This is a genomic window from Aeromonas sp. MR19 (assembly GCF_963899305.1).
Taxonomy (GTDB): Bacteria; Pseudomonadota; Gammaproteobacteria; order Enterobacterales; family Aeromonadaceae; genus Aeromonas; species Aeromonas bestiarum.
Genome location: NZ_CAWQWZ010000054.1, coordinates 108,460 through 125,910, shown reverse-complemented (window position 1 = coordinate 125,910; position 17,451 = coordinate 108,460). Strand labels below are relative to the sequence as shown.

Here is a 17,451-nt window from a genome sequence, read left to right as displayed (position 1 = left end):
AGGGGGAGTCTTTTGCTCCCCCTTCGCTATAGGGGCACAGTTATAACCAAGCCGGTGCGCTCAGACCAGCGCACAAATGTAAGAAAATATGATCCCGTCCTACGTCAGTGCGGCCAGCAGGGCATCGCTATCCACCTGGTCCAGCTGCTCCGGCGCCAGGAAACGCTCGGCATAGTCGCGCCAGATGCCGCTGCCGACAAACAGGGCAAACAGCGCCGGGTCTATGTGCTGCTCGCGCACCATGCTCTGCATGATGGCCAGCGACTGGGCCACCGTCTTGCCCGATTTGTAGGGGCGATCGCTGGCGGTCAGCGCCTCGAAGATGTCGGCGATGGCCATGATGCGGGCCGGAATGCTCATCTGCTGCCCCAGCAACTGACGGGGATAACCCTTGCCGTCCATGCGCTCATGGTGACCGCCGGCGATCTCGGGCACGCTGCGCAGGTGGCGCGGGAAGGGGAGCCGCTCCAGCATGCGGATGGTCTGGATGATGTGTTCGTTGATCTTGTAGCGCTCCTCCTCGGTGAGGGTGCCGCGGCCTATGGCCAGGTTGTAGCGCTCCCCCCGGTTGTAGAGATGGGTGGGCACCTTGACCTTGAAACCCCAGGGGTTGTGCTCATCCAGGCGGTCGTGAACGGGGCGGGGAATGAGGTGGGCCGCCTTGTCGGCCAGCAGCGGCTCGACGCAGGGCAGTGGCGCGGCGGGCTCGCTCTGGCGCAGCTTGAGTTCCTCCCGGCTGATGCCGAGTCTGTCATCCAGGGTGCGCAGCCAGGTGCGGCTGGCGATGGCATCCAGCCGTGTCAGCTTCTCCGGCGCCATCCACTCACCCCCCAGGTTGCACTCGGCGACGAAGGCAAACTCCTGGTCCAGGGTGCTCCAGAGCGGCGCCACCTCCGCTCTGGCCGCTTCCCGTTCGGACGCCGGCAGGCGGGCCGCCAGCGCCTCTATGTAACCGTCGCGCTTGAGCACCTCGAAGCGGGTGCGGATCTCGTGGATCCGGTCGTAGAGGGTCTCCAGCTTGGTGGCCTTGTCGACCACGAACTCCGGCGTGGTGACCTTGCCGCAGTCGTGCAGCCAGCTCGCGATATGGATGGCCTCCCACTCCTCCTCATTGAGCCGAAAGTCGGCGAACGGGCCCTGTTGCTGGGCACAGGCCGCCTCGGTCAGCATCCGGGTCAGTTCGGGCACGCGCTGGCAGTGACCCCCTGTGTAGGGGCTCTTGGCATCGATCGCGCCGGCCATCAGCTCGATGAAGGACTCCAGCAGCTGTTTCTGCTCCTCCAGCAGGCGCTGGTTCTCGATGGCGGAGGCCGAGGTGCCCGCCAGCGCCTCGATCAGGCTGATGCGCGAGGCCAGCTCGCGGGCGGAGCAGTCGGGCAGGATCAGCAGCAGGCAGCCGATCAGCTCCTGTCTATGGTTGCGCAGGGGCTCGGCCACCAGCTGGCAGGGGCCGGGGAAGGGGCCCCAGCTCGCCAGATGCTGCTGCCAGCCGCGCTCGTCGACGGCCAGGGTGAGCCGCTCTGTCTGGGCCAGCTTGCCGAGCAGCGCCTCCTGCCAGGGGACTTGCCCGGCGGGCAGGGCTTGCTGTCGCCAACTCGCCTGGACCGCCACCATGCTCTGCTCCTGCGCCAGGTAGAGGCAGCCCCCTTGGGCCTGCACCGCGGCTATGGTCTCCTGCAGTATGCGGCTGAGCAGGGAGTCGAAGCGGTGTTCGGCCGCCAGCGCCCGGCCCATGTTCATGAAGTTGCCCAGGGTCAGCCGCATGCCGGACATGGTACGGGCCAGATCGTCGATCTCGCGGATCGCCGACTCAGGCACCCGGCTCTCGCCGAAGTCGAAGTGCTGGATCCGCTCCGCCTCCTGGGTCAGGGCCAGCAGTGGGGTGGCGGTACGGCGGGAGACCAGCCAGATCACCGGCAGCAGCAACAGCAAGCCCGCCAGCGCCCAGCCGAGATTGACCAGTGCCTCGTCGCGGGCCTGCTGATAGAGCAGATCGGCCGACACCAGCAGGGCGATATGGAAGGGGGAACCCTCGCCGAGGGGGGAGAGGTTGACCAGCCAGTCGCTGTCATCGGCGGCGGTCAGGTTCAGCTCCACCGGACTGCTCAGCAGGGCGGGTTGGCGGCTGATCTGCTGTTGCAGCCGGGTCAGCACGGGATGGGACAGCGCCGACAGCGTGGGCAGCTGGCTCAGCTGCTCGAAGCTGGGCAGATGCCTGGGATCGGCGGCCAGCAGGGTGGCGTATTCGTCGAACAGGATCACCTGGCTCTGCGCTGGCAAGCGCAGCTTGCCGATCAGGGCCGACAGCCCTTCTACGCTGGTATCCAGCCCGATCACCGCCCGTCTGTCATCGCTCTCCACCGCCAGCGTCATGCCCGGCTCCTTGGTGGTAAAGAAGAGATAGGGGCTGGTCGTGGCGATCCCCGTGCGCCAGCGTGCCTGCTTGTACCAGTCGCGGCTGCGGGGATCAAACTGGTACAGGGGCATGGCCCGGCGCTCGAGCAGGGTCAGCCGCTGATCGAAGTAGAGAAACTCCCCCTTGCCCTGATGCAGGCTCTGCACCAGCAGGGTGCTGGCGGCAGGCACCTTGTCCAGCTGGGCTCTGGCCCGTCCGGTCAGCTTGCGCACCAGGAAGAAGTCGCCATCCTCATAGCCGGCGTAGACGGCCCCATAGCTGGGGCTGTTGGCCAGCACCTCCGCCAGTTGCGGCAGGTAGCCCAGGCGAGCATCCAGGCTGGTCATTGCCGCCAGCTGGCCGCTGCGCAAGAGGCTCAGCGACATGCGGGCCGGTCGCTCGTTCAGCTGGAGCGCGAGGGACAACTGTTCTCGGTATTGCAGAAAGTTCTGTCGCTCATGCTCCAGCCCCTGGCGTGCCCCTTGCTGGAATTGCAGCGCTATGAGGGCGCTGCCCAGCAGGGTAAACAGCAGGATGAAGAGGGTGGCGATATGCACATAGAAGGGTTTACGACCTGGCCTGGCACTTGTCATGGACGCATCCTTGTCACACGGGCGATTGCAGAGACGATCAACTACCAGTGTGCCAACAGGATGACAGAAAACACAATAAATGATTGAGCGGTATCAGGATATGGCGTCGGATGTGACGGCCCCTGGCGGGGCCGTCTTGGGGATCACGCCAGTACGGCGGCGGGGACCAGGTTGACGGGGGCGTCTTTCACCTCGTGCCACACCTGGTGGCTGTCCTGGTACTTGTAGTTGGCTGTGCCTGACTTCCAGTCTTCGCTGAGCACCATGCGCAGCTCGAAGTTGGGCTGGATCACTGGGCCGATCCCGCCACCCTGCGGCCACTTGATGATGGGATAACCCTGGGCGGTTACCAGGATATGGCACAGCTTGGGCATGACACACATATAGGTGTACTGGCCCTTCAGTTCGGAGGCCATGTCCAGCGGTGGATTGGTTGCCTGGGTCAGGTGAGCGACGCCGTTCACCGTCTCCCCCGGGGTATAGACGGCCAGGTTCAGGTGCAGCAGTTGTGCTCCCGGCATGGCTTTGCCAATCTCGAAAGAGGCGAGGAAGAGGCCGGTCTTGGTGTCTGTGATTGCATTCATGCCTGTATTCTCCTGCAAGAAGAGGGTGGGTGTAGCTCACAACCAGACGACGAGCCACAGCATGCTAGCGCCTGCGGCCGGAGAGGGTAACTGTGCAACTTGTCAGTTGACGCCCCGTCAGGGCTGGCATAGCGCCATCCCACCTGATGCCAGGGCAGGATAAATCAGGCGTGCGGCCTGTGTGACGCTTTCGGTTGTCGGCCCGCCAGAGATTGAGCGGGGGCAATTCGCCGGCCCGATGCGTGATTCATTCAGGTATCTCGTGCTACATTGCCCTCCTTGTTACTGGTCTGTGAATCAATGGAGTGACCCATGTCTGCCATCCCCTATTCCGTGCTCGATCTGGTGCCCGTCCCTGAAGGATCCCAGCCGGCCGAGTCGTTCCGTCGTTCGCGCGAGTTGGCGCAACATGCCGAGCGCTGGGGCTACCTGCGTTATTGGCTGGCCGAACACCACAACATGCCGGGCATCGCCAGCGCCGCCACCTCTGTGCTGATCGGCCACCTGGCGGGTGCCACCAACACACTGCGGATCGGTGCCGGCGGCATCATGCTGCCGAACCATTCGCCGCTGGTGATCGCCGAGCAATTCGGCACCCTGGCCTCACTCTACCCTGATCGCATCGATCTGGGGCTGGGCCGGGCACCCGGCACAGATCAGCGCACCATGCAGGCGCTGCGGCGCCAGCGCAGCGGCGAGGTGGACGAGTTCCCGGCGGATGTGCGCGAACTGATGAGCTACTTTGGGGACGAGGCGGGAGCGGTACAGGCGGTGCCGGGTCAGGGACTGCACCTGCCCATCTGGTTGCTGGGCTCCAGCCTCTACAGCGCCCAGCTGGCGGCGGCCATGGGGCTGCCATTCGGCTTTGCCTCCCACTTCGCCCCCGCCCTGTTGTTGCAGGCGCTGGAGATCTACCGTACCCAGTACCGCCCTTCGGCGCGCTGGCCCAAGCCTTATGCCGTGGTCTGCATCAACATGATCGCTGCCGACAGCGAGCGGGAGGCACGCTTCCAGTTCACCACTGTGCAGCAGCAGTTCCTGCGCCTCTACCGCGGTGACGCGGGCAAGCTGCCCGCGCCCGTGGTCGAGCTGGGGGAAGAGTGGTCACCCCGCGAACTGATGGCGATGGAGCAGACCCTGGCCCGCTCCCTGGTCGGCGATCCGGAGCGGGTACGTTACGGCCTCAAGGCGCTGCTGGCCGAGACCCGGGCCGATGAGCTGATGTTCAATGGCCCCATCGTCGATCATCAGGCCCGTCTGCGCTCGTTCGAGATTGCGGCCGAGCTGATGAATAGCCTGTAAGCTGGCAGACAGGGCTTGTCACTGTGGCGGGTCGAGCCAGGTGCTTGGCCCGCCGATTGACAACAGTGCTCATAAAATGTTTTCAACGTATTGATTTTAAAGGATAGTCAGGTTGATGTCGGGCATCTGTCGTGTCACCGCCCTCCACTCAGGCCCTATGCTGGCCCTGTCAATCACCACAAGGAGCTCATGATGATCGTCAGGAAGTTGAGATTACAGCGGGGTTGGTCCCAGGATCAATTGGCGACCCTGACTGGCCTGAGTGTTCGCACCATACAGCGGATCGAACAGGGTCAGCAGCCCGGACTGGAGTCTCTCAAGGCCCTGGCCTCCGTCTTTGAACTTGATGTGGCTCAGTTAGACGGGACGCAACAACAGGAGCGCGAGATGAGAGGGAATGAAACCATGGGTCAGGATGCGGTACAGGTGTCGGCAGAGGAGCGTGCGGCCATGCGTTATGTGGAGGGGCTCAAGGGCTTCTACTACCACATCGCCAGCTATGTGCTGGTAATTTGCGGGCTGTTTGTCATCAACTACCTCAGCAATCCGGATTATATCTGGGCCTGGTGGCCGGCGCTGGGCTGGGGATTGGGGTTGATCTCCCATGCCATCAATCTGTTCCAGCCCTTCAAGTTGTTCGGGCCCGAGTGGGAACGGCGTCAGATAGAGAAACGGCTGGGACGCAAGTTGTAATATCTTCCACTGCGAGTTAAACGTGGTTTTAAATTTATTTTATGAATAGTTAATTAAATAGTTTATGACAAGTACAGTTAGATTTCTCCATTGGTTACAAAGGAGGGGACATGTTTTTTGTAAACATCATTATTGGCACTCCGATATGGGTCTGGATCTTATTTGCCGTCTTGATAGTAAATGGGATCAGTGCATTAAATGATAGAGAGATGGAGATTCAACATTTGTTCGTTATGCCATTGTTTTTTCTCTTATGGGGAGGAATCAGTGTGAGCTATGACCTGGCCTTCTCGTTCTGGGGGTTAGTAGCCATGGTGGTGGGGTTAGTGCTCGGTTGTGGATGTGGTTGGTGTATCTTGAGTCGTGGTCCACAGTTAAAAAGTAAAGAGGGAAGTGATCTGATTATCTGGCCTGGTACTTCATGGGTTATTATATTTGTGATGATTGCTTTTATTACAAAGTACACGTTGAATGCTTTTCTTAATGTAGATCCAGAATTGAGGGGGTCATTATCTTTCAATCTTTTATTTGGCTTTTTAAGTGGGCTGATTAGTGGTGTGCTCTGGGGCAGAACGTTGAATTTATATTTAATTTTTAAACAAGAAAAACAATGTTGTTAATTGTGTGATTTTCAACAGACATACGTCATATATTAATTTATATATCGTGACTTATATGTTTTAAATACGTTTAAATTGGTGGGGGATGAATAGCTCTTTATATCTGAAGTAGAAAGCCCGACATCGCGTCGGGCTTATTACTACAAGTATTCACTGAGCAAGCTTATTTAGCGTGAGTGGGGCAGGGTGTCGCTATCAGGGCATCGTCTTCATAACGCCACAGGGTGAGACTGTTGCCCCAGACGCAGCCGGTATCCAGCGCCTTGATATCCTGCTTGCCGGTGTTGCCCATCAGGGCCGCCCAGTGGCCGAACACCAGTATGGGGTCATCCACGTGGTGTTCACGCTGCTCGAACCAGGGGCGCAGGCCGGGTGTGGACTCCGTGGGGCCCTTCTTGCACTTGAACTCGAGCCGGCCGTCGAAATAGCAGAAGCGCATGCGGGTGAAGGTGTTGATGATGTAGCGGTAACGCTCGATACCGGCCAGATCCTCACTCCAGCCATCGGGCAGATCGCCATACATGTTGTGCAGCAGCCAGCTGTACTGATCGCCGCGCAGCAGACTCTCCACTTCGCGGGCGCAGTTGCGCGCCGTGCGTGCGTCCCATGCGGGTGAGATGCCGGCATGCACCATCATGATGGGCAGGTCAGGGTGCTCCGCCAGCAGGGGGCGATGACGCAGCCACTCCAGCAGTTCGTCCCGATCCGGGGCCTCCATCAGGGCTTGCAGCTTGTCTTTCTTCTTGAGCGGCGCGACACCATCGGCCACCGCCAGCAGGTGCAGGTCGTGGTTGCCGAGCACTGTGACGGCGCGGCTTCCCAGTGACTTGACGAAGCGCAGTGTGTTGAGGGAGTCCGGGCCGCGGGCGACCAGGTCACCACAGAGCCAGAGCACATCGTTGCCGGGATCGAACTCGGCCAGATCCAGCAGACGGCGCAAGTCGTCATAACAGCCCTGGATATCGCCAACAAAACAGTTCGCCATGAAACCTCAGTTAATAATGTGGGGGACGGCCAGCGTAAAAGGCGCTATGGGCGCCTCGAACTGCTGTCCCGACGCATCTTGCAGGGTGTAGCTCCCTTCCATCACCCCCAGCGGGGTGGCGAGTGGCACGCCGCTCTGATAGCGAAAGGTCTCCCCTTCCGCAATCAGGGGCTGCTCCCCGACGACGCCGGGGCCCTCGACTTCCAGCATCTTGCCATTGGCATCCGTGATGAGCCAGCGCCGGTGCAGCAGCTGCGCCGGGCCAGGCCCCAGATTCTCAATCTCGATCAGATAGTGGAACTGGTAAGGGTCTTGGGTATCCGCCACATAACTGGGGTATGGGCGGATCACTATGTGCGGGTGTGCCACGGGATCAGGCCTGTTGCTGATCCGCCAGCCAGTTGGCGATCATGACGAACTGCTCGAGGGAGAGATTCTCCGGGCGCAGGTTGCCATCGATGCCAAGCTCGGTCAGCTGGGCGTCCGTGATGAAGTTGGCGAAGCTGTTGCGGATGGTCTTGCGGCGCTGGCCAAAGCCTTCGGTACAGACGCGGCTCAGGCAGCGGATGTCTTTGGCGACGATTGTCGGGTTCTTGTGCGGCACCAGACGGACCACGGCAGAATCCACTTTCGGTGCCGGTTTGAAGGCGCCGGGGCCCACTTCCAGTACCGGGATCACCTGGCAGTAGTACTGCACCATGACGCTCAGGCGGCCATAGGCCTTGCTGCCCGGACCGGCGGACATCCGCAGGACCACTTCCTTTTGCAGCATGAAGTGCATGTCTTCGACCCGGTCGGCGAAATCACACAAGTGGAAGATGAGCGGGGTGGAGATGTTATAGGGCAGGTTGCCGAAGATGCGCAGCGGCCCCTTGCCTTCCCCCATCAGGGTGCCGAAGTCGAAGCGCATGGCGTCGGCCTCGATCACGGTCAGCTTGTCCTTGAGGGTCGGATGCTCACGCAGGCGCGCGGCCAGATCCCGGTCAAGCTCGACCACCGTCATCTTGTCCATCTGGGAGGCGACCGGTTCGGTCAGCGCGGCCAGACCGGGACCTATCTCCACCAGGTTCTGACCCGGTTGCGGATTGATGGCGGCCACTATCTGATCGATCACATAGCGGTCGTGCAAGAAGTTCTGACCGAAACGCTTACGGGCCGTGTGGCCCATGTGCACCTTGTTGCTCTGCACCTTACTGCTCATATCTTTTTTTCTCTACCATCTTGATGGCGTGGTTAATCGCGGTGATCAGACTGCCCGGATCCGCCAGGCCCTTGCCTGCGAGATCCAGCGCAGTGCCGTGATCCACCGAAGTGCGGATGAAAGGAAGTCCAAGGGTGATATTGACCGAGCTGCCGAAGCCCTTGTATTTGAGCACGGGCAGTCCCTGGTCGTGGTACATGGCGAGTACCGCATCCGCATCCTTGAGGTATTTGTCCTGGAACAGGGTATCGGCCGGCAGCGGGCCGACCAGATCTATCCCCTCCTGGCGCAAGCCGGCCAGGGCGGGTTCGATCACGTCAATCTCTTCACGGCCGAGATGGCCCCCTTCCCCGGCATGGGGATTGAGGCCGCAGACGTAAATTCGGGGCTTGGCGATGCCAAACTTGGTTTTGAGATCCGCATCCAGGATGCGGATCACCTTGCCGAGACGATCTTCGGTGATCGCCATCGCCACGTAGGCCAGCGGGATGTGAGTGGTCGCCAGCGCCACCCGCAAGCCTTCCGTCGCCAGCAGCATCACCACATCGGCGGTGCCCGACTGCTGGGCGAAGAACTCGGTGTGACCGCTGAACGAGACACCCGCCTGGTTGATGATCCCCTTGTGCACCGGGCCGGTCACCACGGCGGCGAACTCGCCGCTGAGGTTGCCGTCGCAGGCGCGCTGCAGGGTCGCCAGCACATAGGCGCCATTGCCTTCATCGAGTTCACCCGGCACCACGGGGGCGCCCAGGGTGACCGGACAGAGGGTCAGGGTGCCCGCCCGCTGCGGTTGGGCAGGGGCCTTGGCGTCATAGGGTTCCAGCTCGATGGGCAGTCCCAGCAGGGCGGCCCGTTCGAGCATCAGGGCGGGATCGGCGATCACCACCAGCTGGTGGGGCCAATCCTGCTGGGCTATCTGCAGCACCAGATCCGGGCCTATCCCGGCCGGTTCACCCGGCGTGACGGCGAGACGACGACAGCTCATCAGCTGCCGGCGCCTTCGATCTGGATGTAGGCCTCGTCACGCAGCTCGTCCAGCCAGGCCTGGGACTCTTCGGTGAAGCGACGGTTGAAGATCAGCTGATAGGCGCGCTGTTCCTGGGCCTTGTTGGTGGCATCCTGGCTGCGACGCTCTTCCAGTTGGACAATGTGCCAGCCGTGGGTCGTGCGGAAGGGGGCGCTCAGCTCACCCGGCTTGAGGCGGTTGACCATGTCGCGGAATTCCGGCACATAGACGTTGGGATCAGACCAGCCCAGCTCGCCGCCCTGCACCGCAGAGCCCGGATCTTCGGAATACTTCTCCGCCAGACTGGCGAAGCTGGCCTTGCCGCTCTTGATGTCGTGCAGTATGCCGTCCAGCATGCCCTTGGCCTTCTCTTCACTCAGGATGATGGAGGGCTTGATCAGGATGTGGCGGGCGCGCACTTCGGTCTGTACGACCTGCTGTTGGCCCTTGGCATCGAACACCTTGATGATGTGCAGACCGGCGCCCGAGCGCAGCGGACCCACTATGTCACCCTTCTTGGCGCCCTGTACCGCTTCGGCCATCAGGGTCGGCATCTCTTGCGGGCTCATCCAGCCCCAGTCGCCCCCTTCCAGGGCCTTGGGACCGTTGCTCTCGGCAATGGCCAGCTTGCGGAAGTCGGCCCCCTGCTTGAGGGAGGCCAGGATGCGTTCAATCTTGCTCTTGGCGGCGTTGAGCTGCTCGGCGCTCGGGTTGTCCGGCAGGGCAATCTGGATATGACCGACATGGTACTGCTGTTGCTGCTGGCCCTGCTTGGCGAGTATGTCCACCACCTGCTTGACCTCCTGCTCCGAGATGTTGATGCGGCGGCGCACCTGGTTGCGGCGCACCTCGTTCATCAATATCTCGCGGCGCACCTCTTCCCGGTACTGGGCATAGGTCAGCCCTTCGCGGGCCAGCTGGGCACGCAGCTGCTCCACCGTCATCTTGTTGTCGGCGGCTATGCTCTGGATGGCCTGCTCCAGCTGGGTGTCGCTGATCTTGAGGCCCTGACGATCCGCCAGTTGCAGCTGCAGGCTCTCCTGGATCAGGCGATCCAGCGCCTGCTTGCGCAGGGTGGCATCGTCAGGCAGGGACTGACCGCTCTCCTGGGCCGAGCTTTTGACTTTCTGTACCAGGGCTTCCTGCTGGCTGGCCAGCACCACGTCCTTGTTGACCACGGCAAGCACCTTGTCCATCAGCTCGGGGGCGGCGAAGGCACCCTGACTCATGGCTCCGAACAGGCCTGCAGTCAGCAGGGAAATCAACGTCTTCTTCATATCCATCTCTCAAGGCGTTTGCCAGACCGGTTACTGGTCTCGCAGGTTAAACGGACGAATGTAAGGCAGTGCTTCGGTATCCAGGGAGGTGCCCTTGGAGCCGGTACCCACGCTACCCAATCCTTTCATTTCAAACTGAATGCCCAGGCTGCGCTCCGAGGTCGGACGCATGGTCACGTTATCCGGGGTGTTGACCCACTCCAGGTTGAAGTTGATGCTCCAGCAACAGGAGTCATATTTCAGACCCACCTTGCGATCCACCTTCACTCCCTGATCGAGGTCCTGATAGTAGCCACCGTAGAGGTGCCACTGATCATTGAGCGGCGTGGTCAACAGCATGCCGACCTGGTTGAGGTCAGCGACCTGGTTGGTGTTGGACAGGTCGTAGTTGGCATCGCGTACGAAGCGGTAGTTCAGCTGGCTGATCAGCTTCTCGCGGCGATACTCGATGGCGCTGTTGGCCGAGCTGATCTCGCTCTGATCCATATCATATTGCGCACCGGCATGGGCAAACCACTGTTCATTGATCTTGGCGTCTCCCTCAAACGACAGCGGGGAGCGGGTGTTGGTTACCAAGGATTCGCTGGGGTAGAGCTTGACCCTGGGCGCAACAAAATCGAAAGCTTGGGCAACGGCCAGCCGAATTCGTTCATCGCCAGCCGCATCATAGACCCGGGTGGTGACACCGAGCGAGACGCGATTTGAGTCGCTGATGCGGTCCAGACCTGCATAACGGCGATCGCTGAACAGGCTGTAGTAGTCCTGACGCATATTGGTGGAGTCATAGACGCCTATGTTGTCCTGATCCTTGTAGGGCACATAGAGGTACTGGAACTCGGGCTCCAGGGTCTGGTTGGCATCGTCACCAAACCAGTTCTGGTTGCGCTCGAAGGTCATGCCGCCCTTGAGGCGGAAGGAGGGCAGGGTCCGGGTGATGATGCCTTCGTCCAGGGTGACGCCGCTTGCACCCGCAGGGGTGAAGCGATTGACGAAGGTGGAGCTCATGTTGTCCGGCACTTCCTGATCGTAACGGGTGTACATCAGCTTGTACTGGCTGTCGAGGTAGTAGCCCGCCTCGTCGATCAGCGGCATGGTCAGGGTCGGGGCCGTGTAGACCCGGGTACCCGTGTAGGCGCTGCCCTGGTTCTGCTCTATGGCCTGTGCATTGTTGTAACCGAACTTGGTGATCTCGGTGTTCCAGGCCAGATCGTACCAGTTGCCTTGCTGGTAGTAGTTGTGGTTGATGCGTGGCATCAGCTCGTGGGGCTGCTGGGCACTGGCCAGCAGGATCTGGTAGGTCCGCACCTCGGTATTGATGTTCCAGTTGGGCTGGAAGTAGCCGGCCATCAGGGACTGCTGCAACTGGTTCTCGACCTGGGTGCCCACCTTGGGGGAGAAGTCGTTGTAGTAGTTGTAATCCCGATCCCGCACCTTGGTGTAGTCGACCGAGACCCGCATGGCGTTGTCGGCAAACATTGAGGTGTGGCGGGCGTTGAGCAGGTAGCGATGACCGTCATCCAGGCCGGTGAAGCTGGGATCGGTCGGGTCATACTGCTTGTCGTCCGCCAGATTCTCGAAATAGAGGCTGCCGACGTGGGCCGGATCCGGCATGTAGCGGAACTGCACCTGCTCCATCAGGCCCCGTTTGTCCATGAAGCGGGAGGTGATGGTGGCGTCGTAGTTGGGGGCTATGTTCCAGTAAAACGGCTGGGTGATGTCCATGCCGTTGCGGGAACTCTGGGTATAACCCGGGTAAAGCAGACCCGTCTTGCGCTCATCCTTGATGGGGAAGTTGATATAGGGGAAGTAGAAGACCGGATAGTCATAGAGCCAGAGGCTGGCGTTCCAGGCTTCCCCGAACACCTCTGTCTGATCTATGTCTATGCTGCCCGCTTTGAGGGTCCACACTTCCTGGCCCGGCGGGCAGGTGGTGTACTGGGCCCCTTCCAGGGTGATGTTCTGGTTGTTGTTGGTCATGGTGACCCGGTCGGCGGAGCCGCGCACCGGCGAACCATGCACCTGATACTTGCCCTCTTCCAGCTCGGAATTCTTGGTATCCAGGTTGGATTTCAGGGTCTTGTCACTGGTGACGGTGATCTGGCCATCGTTGTAATAGATGTTGCCGATGGCGATGACATCCCGGCTCTTCTGATCGAGCTCGGCATAATCTGAGTCAAATTTGCGCACACCCTGGCGAACCTTGACGTCGCCCTGATAGACGGCGGTGCCGCCCTGCTTGGCCTCGAGCCGATCCGCATCCACTTCGACGGGTTGGGCGTTGGCATCCTTGTCCGGGGCCAGTCGCTCTATTTTGGGAACATAGTCATAGCAGAGCCCGTCCAGGATCCCGGTGGCGGGCGGCGGCGTCAGCGGTGCCGCCTGCACCATGGCAGGGGTCAGGGCTGGAACAAGGCTGATGGTCAGGGCGATGGGATAAGCGTACCCCAGTGTCCATTTTGTCATGTGAAAGACTCGCGCAATCCGTGGTAGCTACGGCTGATTCAAGACATGCATTTTACGACAGGATTCATCGAGTTGACATTGCATGTCATTGCTTTATGTTAGCCAGCAATGATAAAGCATTATTGCGGCCAGGGCTAACAGCCAAGTGCTGCTTTCCAATTTGGTCCCCGACTTATGTACGATCGCGATTCCCTGCTATTGCAATGGGCGCGCCGGATCTCCGGTGATGCCAACCTTCAGTTGACCCTGATTTCCGGTGACGCCAGTTTTCGCCGCTACCACCGTGGCGCCGGCCTGGTGTGGGTGGACGCCAATCCGAAAACTGAAAAAAATCATGAGTTTGTTCGTAATGCAGCCGCCCTGCATGCCATGGGGTTGCTGGCGCCCGAGGTCAGGGCTGTGGATTATGAGCAGGGCCTGCTGGCGGTGACGGATCTGGGGGATACCCAGCTTATCGGCTGTCTGGACGCGCACAACGTGCATGCCTGGTATGGCAAGGCCATCGCCCTGCTGCCCCGGTTGGGGGCTGTGGATCTGGTGTTGGAGCCCTTCGACGCAGCCTTCATGGCCCGCGAAAACAGCATTTTCCCCGAGTGGTTGCTGGGGCATCACCTGCAATTGCAGCTCAGCGAGGCCGAGCAACGGCTGCTGGATGACACCTTCGCCTGCCTCACCGCCAACAACCTGGCCCAGCCGCAGGGGGTGATGCACCGGGATTTTCACAGCCGCAACCTGATGGTGTGTGGTGGCGACAGGCCCGAGACCAGCACCCTGGCCATCATCGATTTTCAGGACATGGTCATCGGGCCTCTTAGCTATGATCTGGTCTCCCTGCTCAAGGATTGCTACGTGCGCTGGCCGGATGCGGTGATCGAGCAGGGCATGCGGCAGGGCTTCGATACCCTGCAGCAGGCGGGACTGCTTGGCGAACTCGACTATGCCAGTTTCCGTCGTCATGCCGACCTGACCGGCATGCAGCGTCACCTGAAGGCGGCGGGCATCTTCACCCGCCTCTCCCATCGTGACGGCAAATCCGGTTACCTCAAGGACATTCCCCGCACCTTGGGCTATGTGGTGGACGCGTGCCACCAGCATGGCGCCACCTATCCCGTGCTGGCCCGTTTCGGCCTGTGGCTGGAGCAGGTGGTGCTGCCCGGGATCAACCGCACAGCGCAGGTGACACCATGAAGGCGATGATCCTGGCCGCCGGCCGTGGCGAGCGCATGCGCCCGCTCACCGACAGCCTGCCCAAGCCGCTGCTGGCGGTGGGGGGCAAGCCGCTCATAGTGCACCATATCGAGAAGCTCGCGGCGGCCGGGGTGACCACACTTGTCATCAACCATGCCTGGCTCGGCCACAAGCTGGTGGAGGCGCTCGGTGACGGCAGTGCGTTCGGGGTCCAGATTCACTGGTCGGCAGAGGCGAGTGCGCTGGAAACCGCCGGTGGCATAGTGCAGGCGTTGCCCCTGCTCGGCCCTGCGCCTTTTCTGGTGATCAACGGCGATACCTGGCTCGACCTGGACTATCGCACCCTGGTGACCCAGCCACTGGGGGAGGATCTGGCCCACCTCTGGTTGGTGCCCAATCCACCCCAGCATCCAGGCGGGGATTTCTCTCTTAACGCGGGTCGGGTACAGGATGCGCCGGCCTTCACCTTCAGCGGAGTCGGGCTCTATGACCCCGCCGCCTTTGCCGACTTGTCGCCGGGTGCGCGCAAGCTGGCCCCCCTGCTGCGCGACTGGATGGCGCAAGGCCGGGTCGGTGGCAGCCTGCTGGCCGGCGAATGGCGGGACATAGGCACTGTCTCGCGGCTGCGCGAGCTGGATGACCAGCTGCTGGGGCACTCTCATTAACATCACGAGGTCTTGAACCATGCGTATTTGGGGTAAGGTGCTTGGTGCCTTCTTCGGTTTTCTGCTCGGCAACATCTTTGGTGCCCTGCTTGGCCTCTGGATCGGCCATCGTTTCGATCGGGGCATGGGTATTCGGGGTGCGTTCCAGCGTGGCCCCAGTCAGCAACAGCAGGCGGTCTTCTTCCACGCCACCTTCGCCGTCATGGGCCATATCGCCAAGGCGAGCGGCCAGGTCACTGAGCAGGAGATCCGGGTCGCGTCCAACCTGATGGATCGGATGCGGCTGGTGGGCGATCAGCGGGCCCGCGCCCAGGAGTCGTTCCGGCTGGGCAAGGAGGCCGGGTTCCCGCTGCAGGAAACCCTGGCCGAATTCCGCCGTGCCAGCCTGGGGCAGCGCGACATTTTGCGCTTCTTCCTGGAGGTGCAGCTGCAGGCCGCCTTTGCCGATGGCAAGGTCGAGGCCAACGAGCGCGCCATACTGCACACCATCGCCGATGAGCTGGGTTTCAGCCGCATCGAGCTGGCCCGCATCCTGGCCATGGCCGAGGCGCAGATGAACTTCTTCAACCGGGCTCACGGCGGCCAGTATCAGGACGGTGGGCACGGCGGGCAACAGTACCGGCAGGAGGCGCCCTCCAAGGATCGCCTCAAGGATGCCTACCAGCTGCTCGGAGTGAGCGAGAGCGACAGTGATCAGGACATCAAGCGCGCCTACCGCAAGGAGATGAGCAAACATCACCCGGACAAGCTGGCCGCCAAGGGGCTGCCGCCCGAGATGATGGAGATGGCGAAGGAGAAGACCCAGGAGATACAGCAGGCCTGGGAGTGGATCCGCGAGGCGCGCGGTATCCGCTGAGCCTCAGATTGCCGTGGAACATCCATAAAAAATGCCCGTCGATGACGGGCATTTTTGTGTGCGAAAGTCAGGCTTAGTGGCTGTCGACCCAGACGAACTTGAGCACGAACAGCAGGGCGACCACCAGCACGCAGGGGTTGATCTCGCGCCAGCGGCCTGTGCCCGCCTTCATTACGCAGTAGGAGATGAAGCCCACGGCGATCCCCTCTGTGATGGAGAAGCTGAACGGCATCATGACGGCGGTCATGAAGGCCGGTACCGCTTCGGTCAGGTCTTCCCACTTCACCCGGGTCAGCTCGGAGCACATCAGCACGCCCACATAGATGAGGGCGCCGGCGGCGGCATAGGCAGGCACCATGGCGGCGACGGGGGAGAAGAAGATCGCCAGCAGGAACAGCACGCCGACCACTATGGCGGTCAGGCCGGTACGGCCGCCGACGGCGACGCCTGAGCTGCTCTCGATAAAGGCGGTGACCGAGGAGGTGCCCATGAAGGCGCCGCCCACCGAGCTCACGCTGTCCACCAGCAGTGCCTGCTTCATGCGCGGGAAGTGGCCCTTGTCATCGGCCAGCTTGGCGCGGTTGGTGACGCCGATCAGGGTGCCTGATGAGTCAAACAGGTTGACCAGCATGAAGGAGAAGATGATCCCCGCCAGGCTGATGTCCAGCGACCCCATCAAGTCCAGCTGGCCGAATACCGGCGTTATGCTCGGCGGCATGGAGACGAAGCCCTTGAAGGTGACGTCGCCAAACAACCAGCCCAGGGTGGTGGTCACCACTATGGCGATCAGCACGGCGGAGTGAACGCCGCGGGCGGAGAAGATGCAGATCAGGAAGAAACCGAGCAGACCCAGCAGGCAGGGCAGGGAGGTGAGGTTGCCCACCGTCACCATAGTAGCGGGGCTCGCCACTACGATGCCGGCGTTGTGCAGGCCCAGCAGGGCGATCAACAGGCCGATGCCGGCCGTGATGCCGACCCGCAGGGTGAGCGGTATGTTGGCGATCAGCCAGTAGCGCACCCGCAGCAGGGTCAGGATCAACAGACCCAGGGCGCCCCAGAAGATGGTGCCCATGCCGACCTGCCAGGAGTACCCCATGCCGGCCACCACCACGAAGGCGAAGAAGGCGTTCAGCCCCATGGCGGGGGCCAGGGCGATGGGCAGATTGGCCAGCAGGCCCATCAGTATGCTGCCTATACCGGCGATCAGGCAGGTGGTGACGAACACCGCCTGGGTGTCCATGCCCGCATTGGAGAGGATCTGCGGGTTGACGAAGACGATGTAGACCATGGTCAGGAAGGTGGTGATGCCGGCGATGACCTCGGTGCGGGCCGTGGTGCCATGGCCTTGCAGGGCAAACAGACGCTCAAGCAATCCTTGCCCGGCGGCCTGTGTGGGGGCCTGGTGTGGTTGATTCATGTTGGATTCCAATAGGTGACGTGAAATAAGCAGCAGGGGAAAGGGCCATCCCATCCATGCGGGAGTGGTTGCCCTGTTTCTGGTGGTTAAGTGACCAGACTCGTCCTGATACCGTGACAGCGCGCACATTTTCACACAGGCGGCGCCGTTTACAAACCCCGGATCTGCGAAGCGGATCAATGAATAGAGCAAAAATTCAAACGTTT

General features: G+C 61.3%; 15 protein-coding genes. 6 read left to right on the top strand and 9 right to left on the bottom strand.

What is annotated here, in order from left to right; genetic code table 11:
* Window positions 1-99 precede the first annotated feature (99 nt).
* Entirely contained in the window at window positions 100-3,072 is a 2,973-nt protein-coding gene (locus AACQ95_RS22260; protein ID WP_241280069.1) for an HD domain-containing phosphohydrolase, read from the bottom strand.
* Between the two features lie 59 nt (window positions 3,073-3,131).
* Window positions 3,132-3,572, bottom strand: a complete 441-nt coding sequence (locus AACQ95_RS22255) for a DUF1842 domain-containing protein (protein ID WP_043135146.1) — start codon at window positions 3,570-3,572, stop codon at window positions 3,132-3,134.
* Between the two features lie 312 nt (window positions 3,573-3,884).
* On the opposite strand from AACQ95_RS22255, the gene AACQ95_RS22250 reads away from it, so the two are divergent.
* From AACQ95_RS22250 to AACQ95_RS22240, 3 genes are all read left to right on the top strand, one after another.
* The gene (locus AACQ95_RS22250; protein WP_241280019.1) at window positions 3,885-4,874 is read left to right on the top strand and encodes a luciferase-like monooxygenase; all 990 of its coding nucleotides are present in this window, start codon (window positions 3,885-3,887) and stop codon (window positions 4,872-4,874) included.
* 192 nt (window positions 4,875-5,066) lie between these two features.
* Complete coding sequence (locus AACQ95_RS22245; protein WP_043135144.1) at window positions 5,067-5,567, top strand: 2TM domain-containing protein; 501 nt, start codon at window positions 5,067-5,069, stop codon at window positions 5,565-5,567.
* Window positions 5,568-5,677: 110 nt separating this feature from the next.
* Window positions 5,678-6,187, top strand: a complete 510-nt coding sequence (locus AACQ95_RS22240) for a DUF6622 family protein (protein ID WP_241280018.1) — start codon at window positions 5,678-5,680, stop codon at window positions 6,185-6,187.
* 163 nt (window positions 6,188-6,350) lie between these two features.
* Here AACQ95_RS22240 and AACQ95_RS22235 read toward each other — a convergent pair whose 3' ends face one another.
* The 6 genes from AACQ95_RS22235 to lptD are packed head-to-tail and all read right to left on the bottom strand — an operon-like array spanning window position 6,351 to window position 13,119.
* Window positions 6,351-7,172: a symmetrical bis(5'-nucleosyl)-tetraphosphatase gene (locus AACQ95_RS22235; protein ID WP_043135143.1), complete on the bottom strand. Its 822-nt coding sequence runs from the start codon at window positions 7,170-7,172 to the stop codon at window positions 6,351-6,353.
* 6 nt (window positions 7,173-7,178) lie between these two features.
* Window positions 7,179-7,541, bottom strand: a complete 363-nt coding sequence (gene apaG, locus AACQ95_RS22230; protein WP_043135142.1) for a Co2+/Mg2+ efflux protein ApaG — start codon at window positions 7,539-7,541, stop codon at window positions 7,179-7,181.
* Window positions 7,542-7,545: 4 nt separating this feature from the next.
* Window positions 7,546-8,373, bottom strand: coding sequence for a 16S rRNA (adenine(1518)-N(6)/adenine(1519)-N(6))-dimethyltransferase RsmA (gene rsmA, locus AACQ95_RS22225; RefSeq protein ID WP_011899041.1), 828 nt, complete (start codon window positions 8,371-8,373; stop codon window positions 7,546-7,548).
* On the bottom strand, window positions 8,363-9,358 hold the full coding sequence (gene pdxA / locus AACQ95_RS22220; RefSeq protein ID WP_043135141.1) for a 4-hydroxythreonine-4-phosphate dehydrogenase PdxA: 996 nt from the start codon (window positions 9,356-9,358) through the stop codon (window positions 8,363-8,365). The genes rsmA and pdxA overlap by 11 nt, the downstream gene beginning before the upstream one ends.
* Entirely contained in the window at window positions 9,358-10,656 is a 1,299-nt protein-coding gene (gene surA, locus AACQ95_RS22215; protein WP_241280016.1) for a peptidylprolyl isomerase SurA, read from the bottom strand. Before surA ends, pdxA begins: the two co-directional genes overlap by 1 nt.
* Window positions 10,657-10,686: 30 nt before the next feature.
* Entirely contained in the window at window positions 10,687-13,119 is a 2,433-nt protein-coding gene (gene lptD / locus AACQ95_RS22210; RefSeq protein WP_241280015.1) for an LPS assembly protein LptD, read from the bottom strand.
* A gap of 174 nt (window positions 13,120-13,293) precedes the next feature.
* On the opposite strand from lptD, the gene AACQ95_RS22205 reads away from it, so the two are divergent.
* Genes AACQ95_RS22205 through djlA form a run of 3 tightly spaced genes read left to right on the top strand, consistent with a single transcriptional unit; the run spans window position 13,294 to window position 15,828 of the window.
* Complete coding sequence (locus AACQ95_RS22205) at window positions 13,294-14,307, top strand: aminoglycoside phosphotransferase family protein (RefSeq protein WP_241280013.1); 1,014 nt, start codon at window positions 13,294-13,296, stop codon at window positions 14,305-14,307.
* The gene (gene murU, locus AACQ95_RS22200) at window positions 14,304-14,972 is read left to right on the top strand and encodes an N-acetylmuramate alpha-1-phosphate uridylyltransferase MurU (RefSeq protein WP_241280011.1); all 669 of its coding nucleotides are present in this window, start codon (window positions 14,304-14,306) and stop codon (window positions 14,970-14,972) included. Before AACQ95_RS22205 ends, murU begins: the two co-directional genes overlap by 4 nt.
* Window positions 14,973-14,991: 19 nt before the next feature.
* On the top strand, window positions 14,992-15,828 hold the full coding sequence (gene djlA, locus AACQ95_RS22195) for a co-chaperone DjlA (RefSeq protein ID WP_043135133.1): 837 nt from the start codon (window positions 14,992-14,994) through the stop codon (window positions 15,826-15,828).
* 73 nt (window positions 15,829-15,901) lie between these two features.
* Here djlA and AACQ95_RS22190 read toward each other — a convergent pair whose 3' ends face one another.
* Window positions 15,902-17,245, bottom strand: coding sequence for an NCS2 family permease (locus tag AACQ95_RS22190; RefSeq protein WP_043135131.1), 1,344 nt, complete (start codon window positions 17,243-17,245; stop codon window positions 15,902-15,904).
* Window positions 17,246-17,451 lie beyond the last annotated feature (206 nt).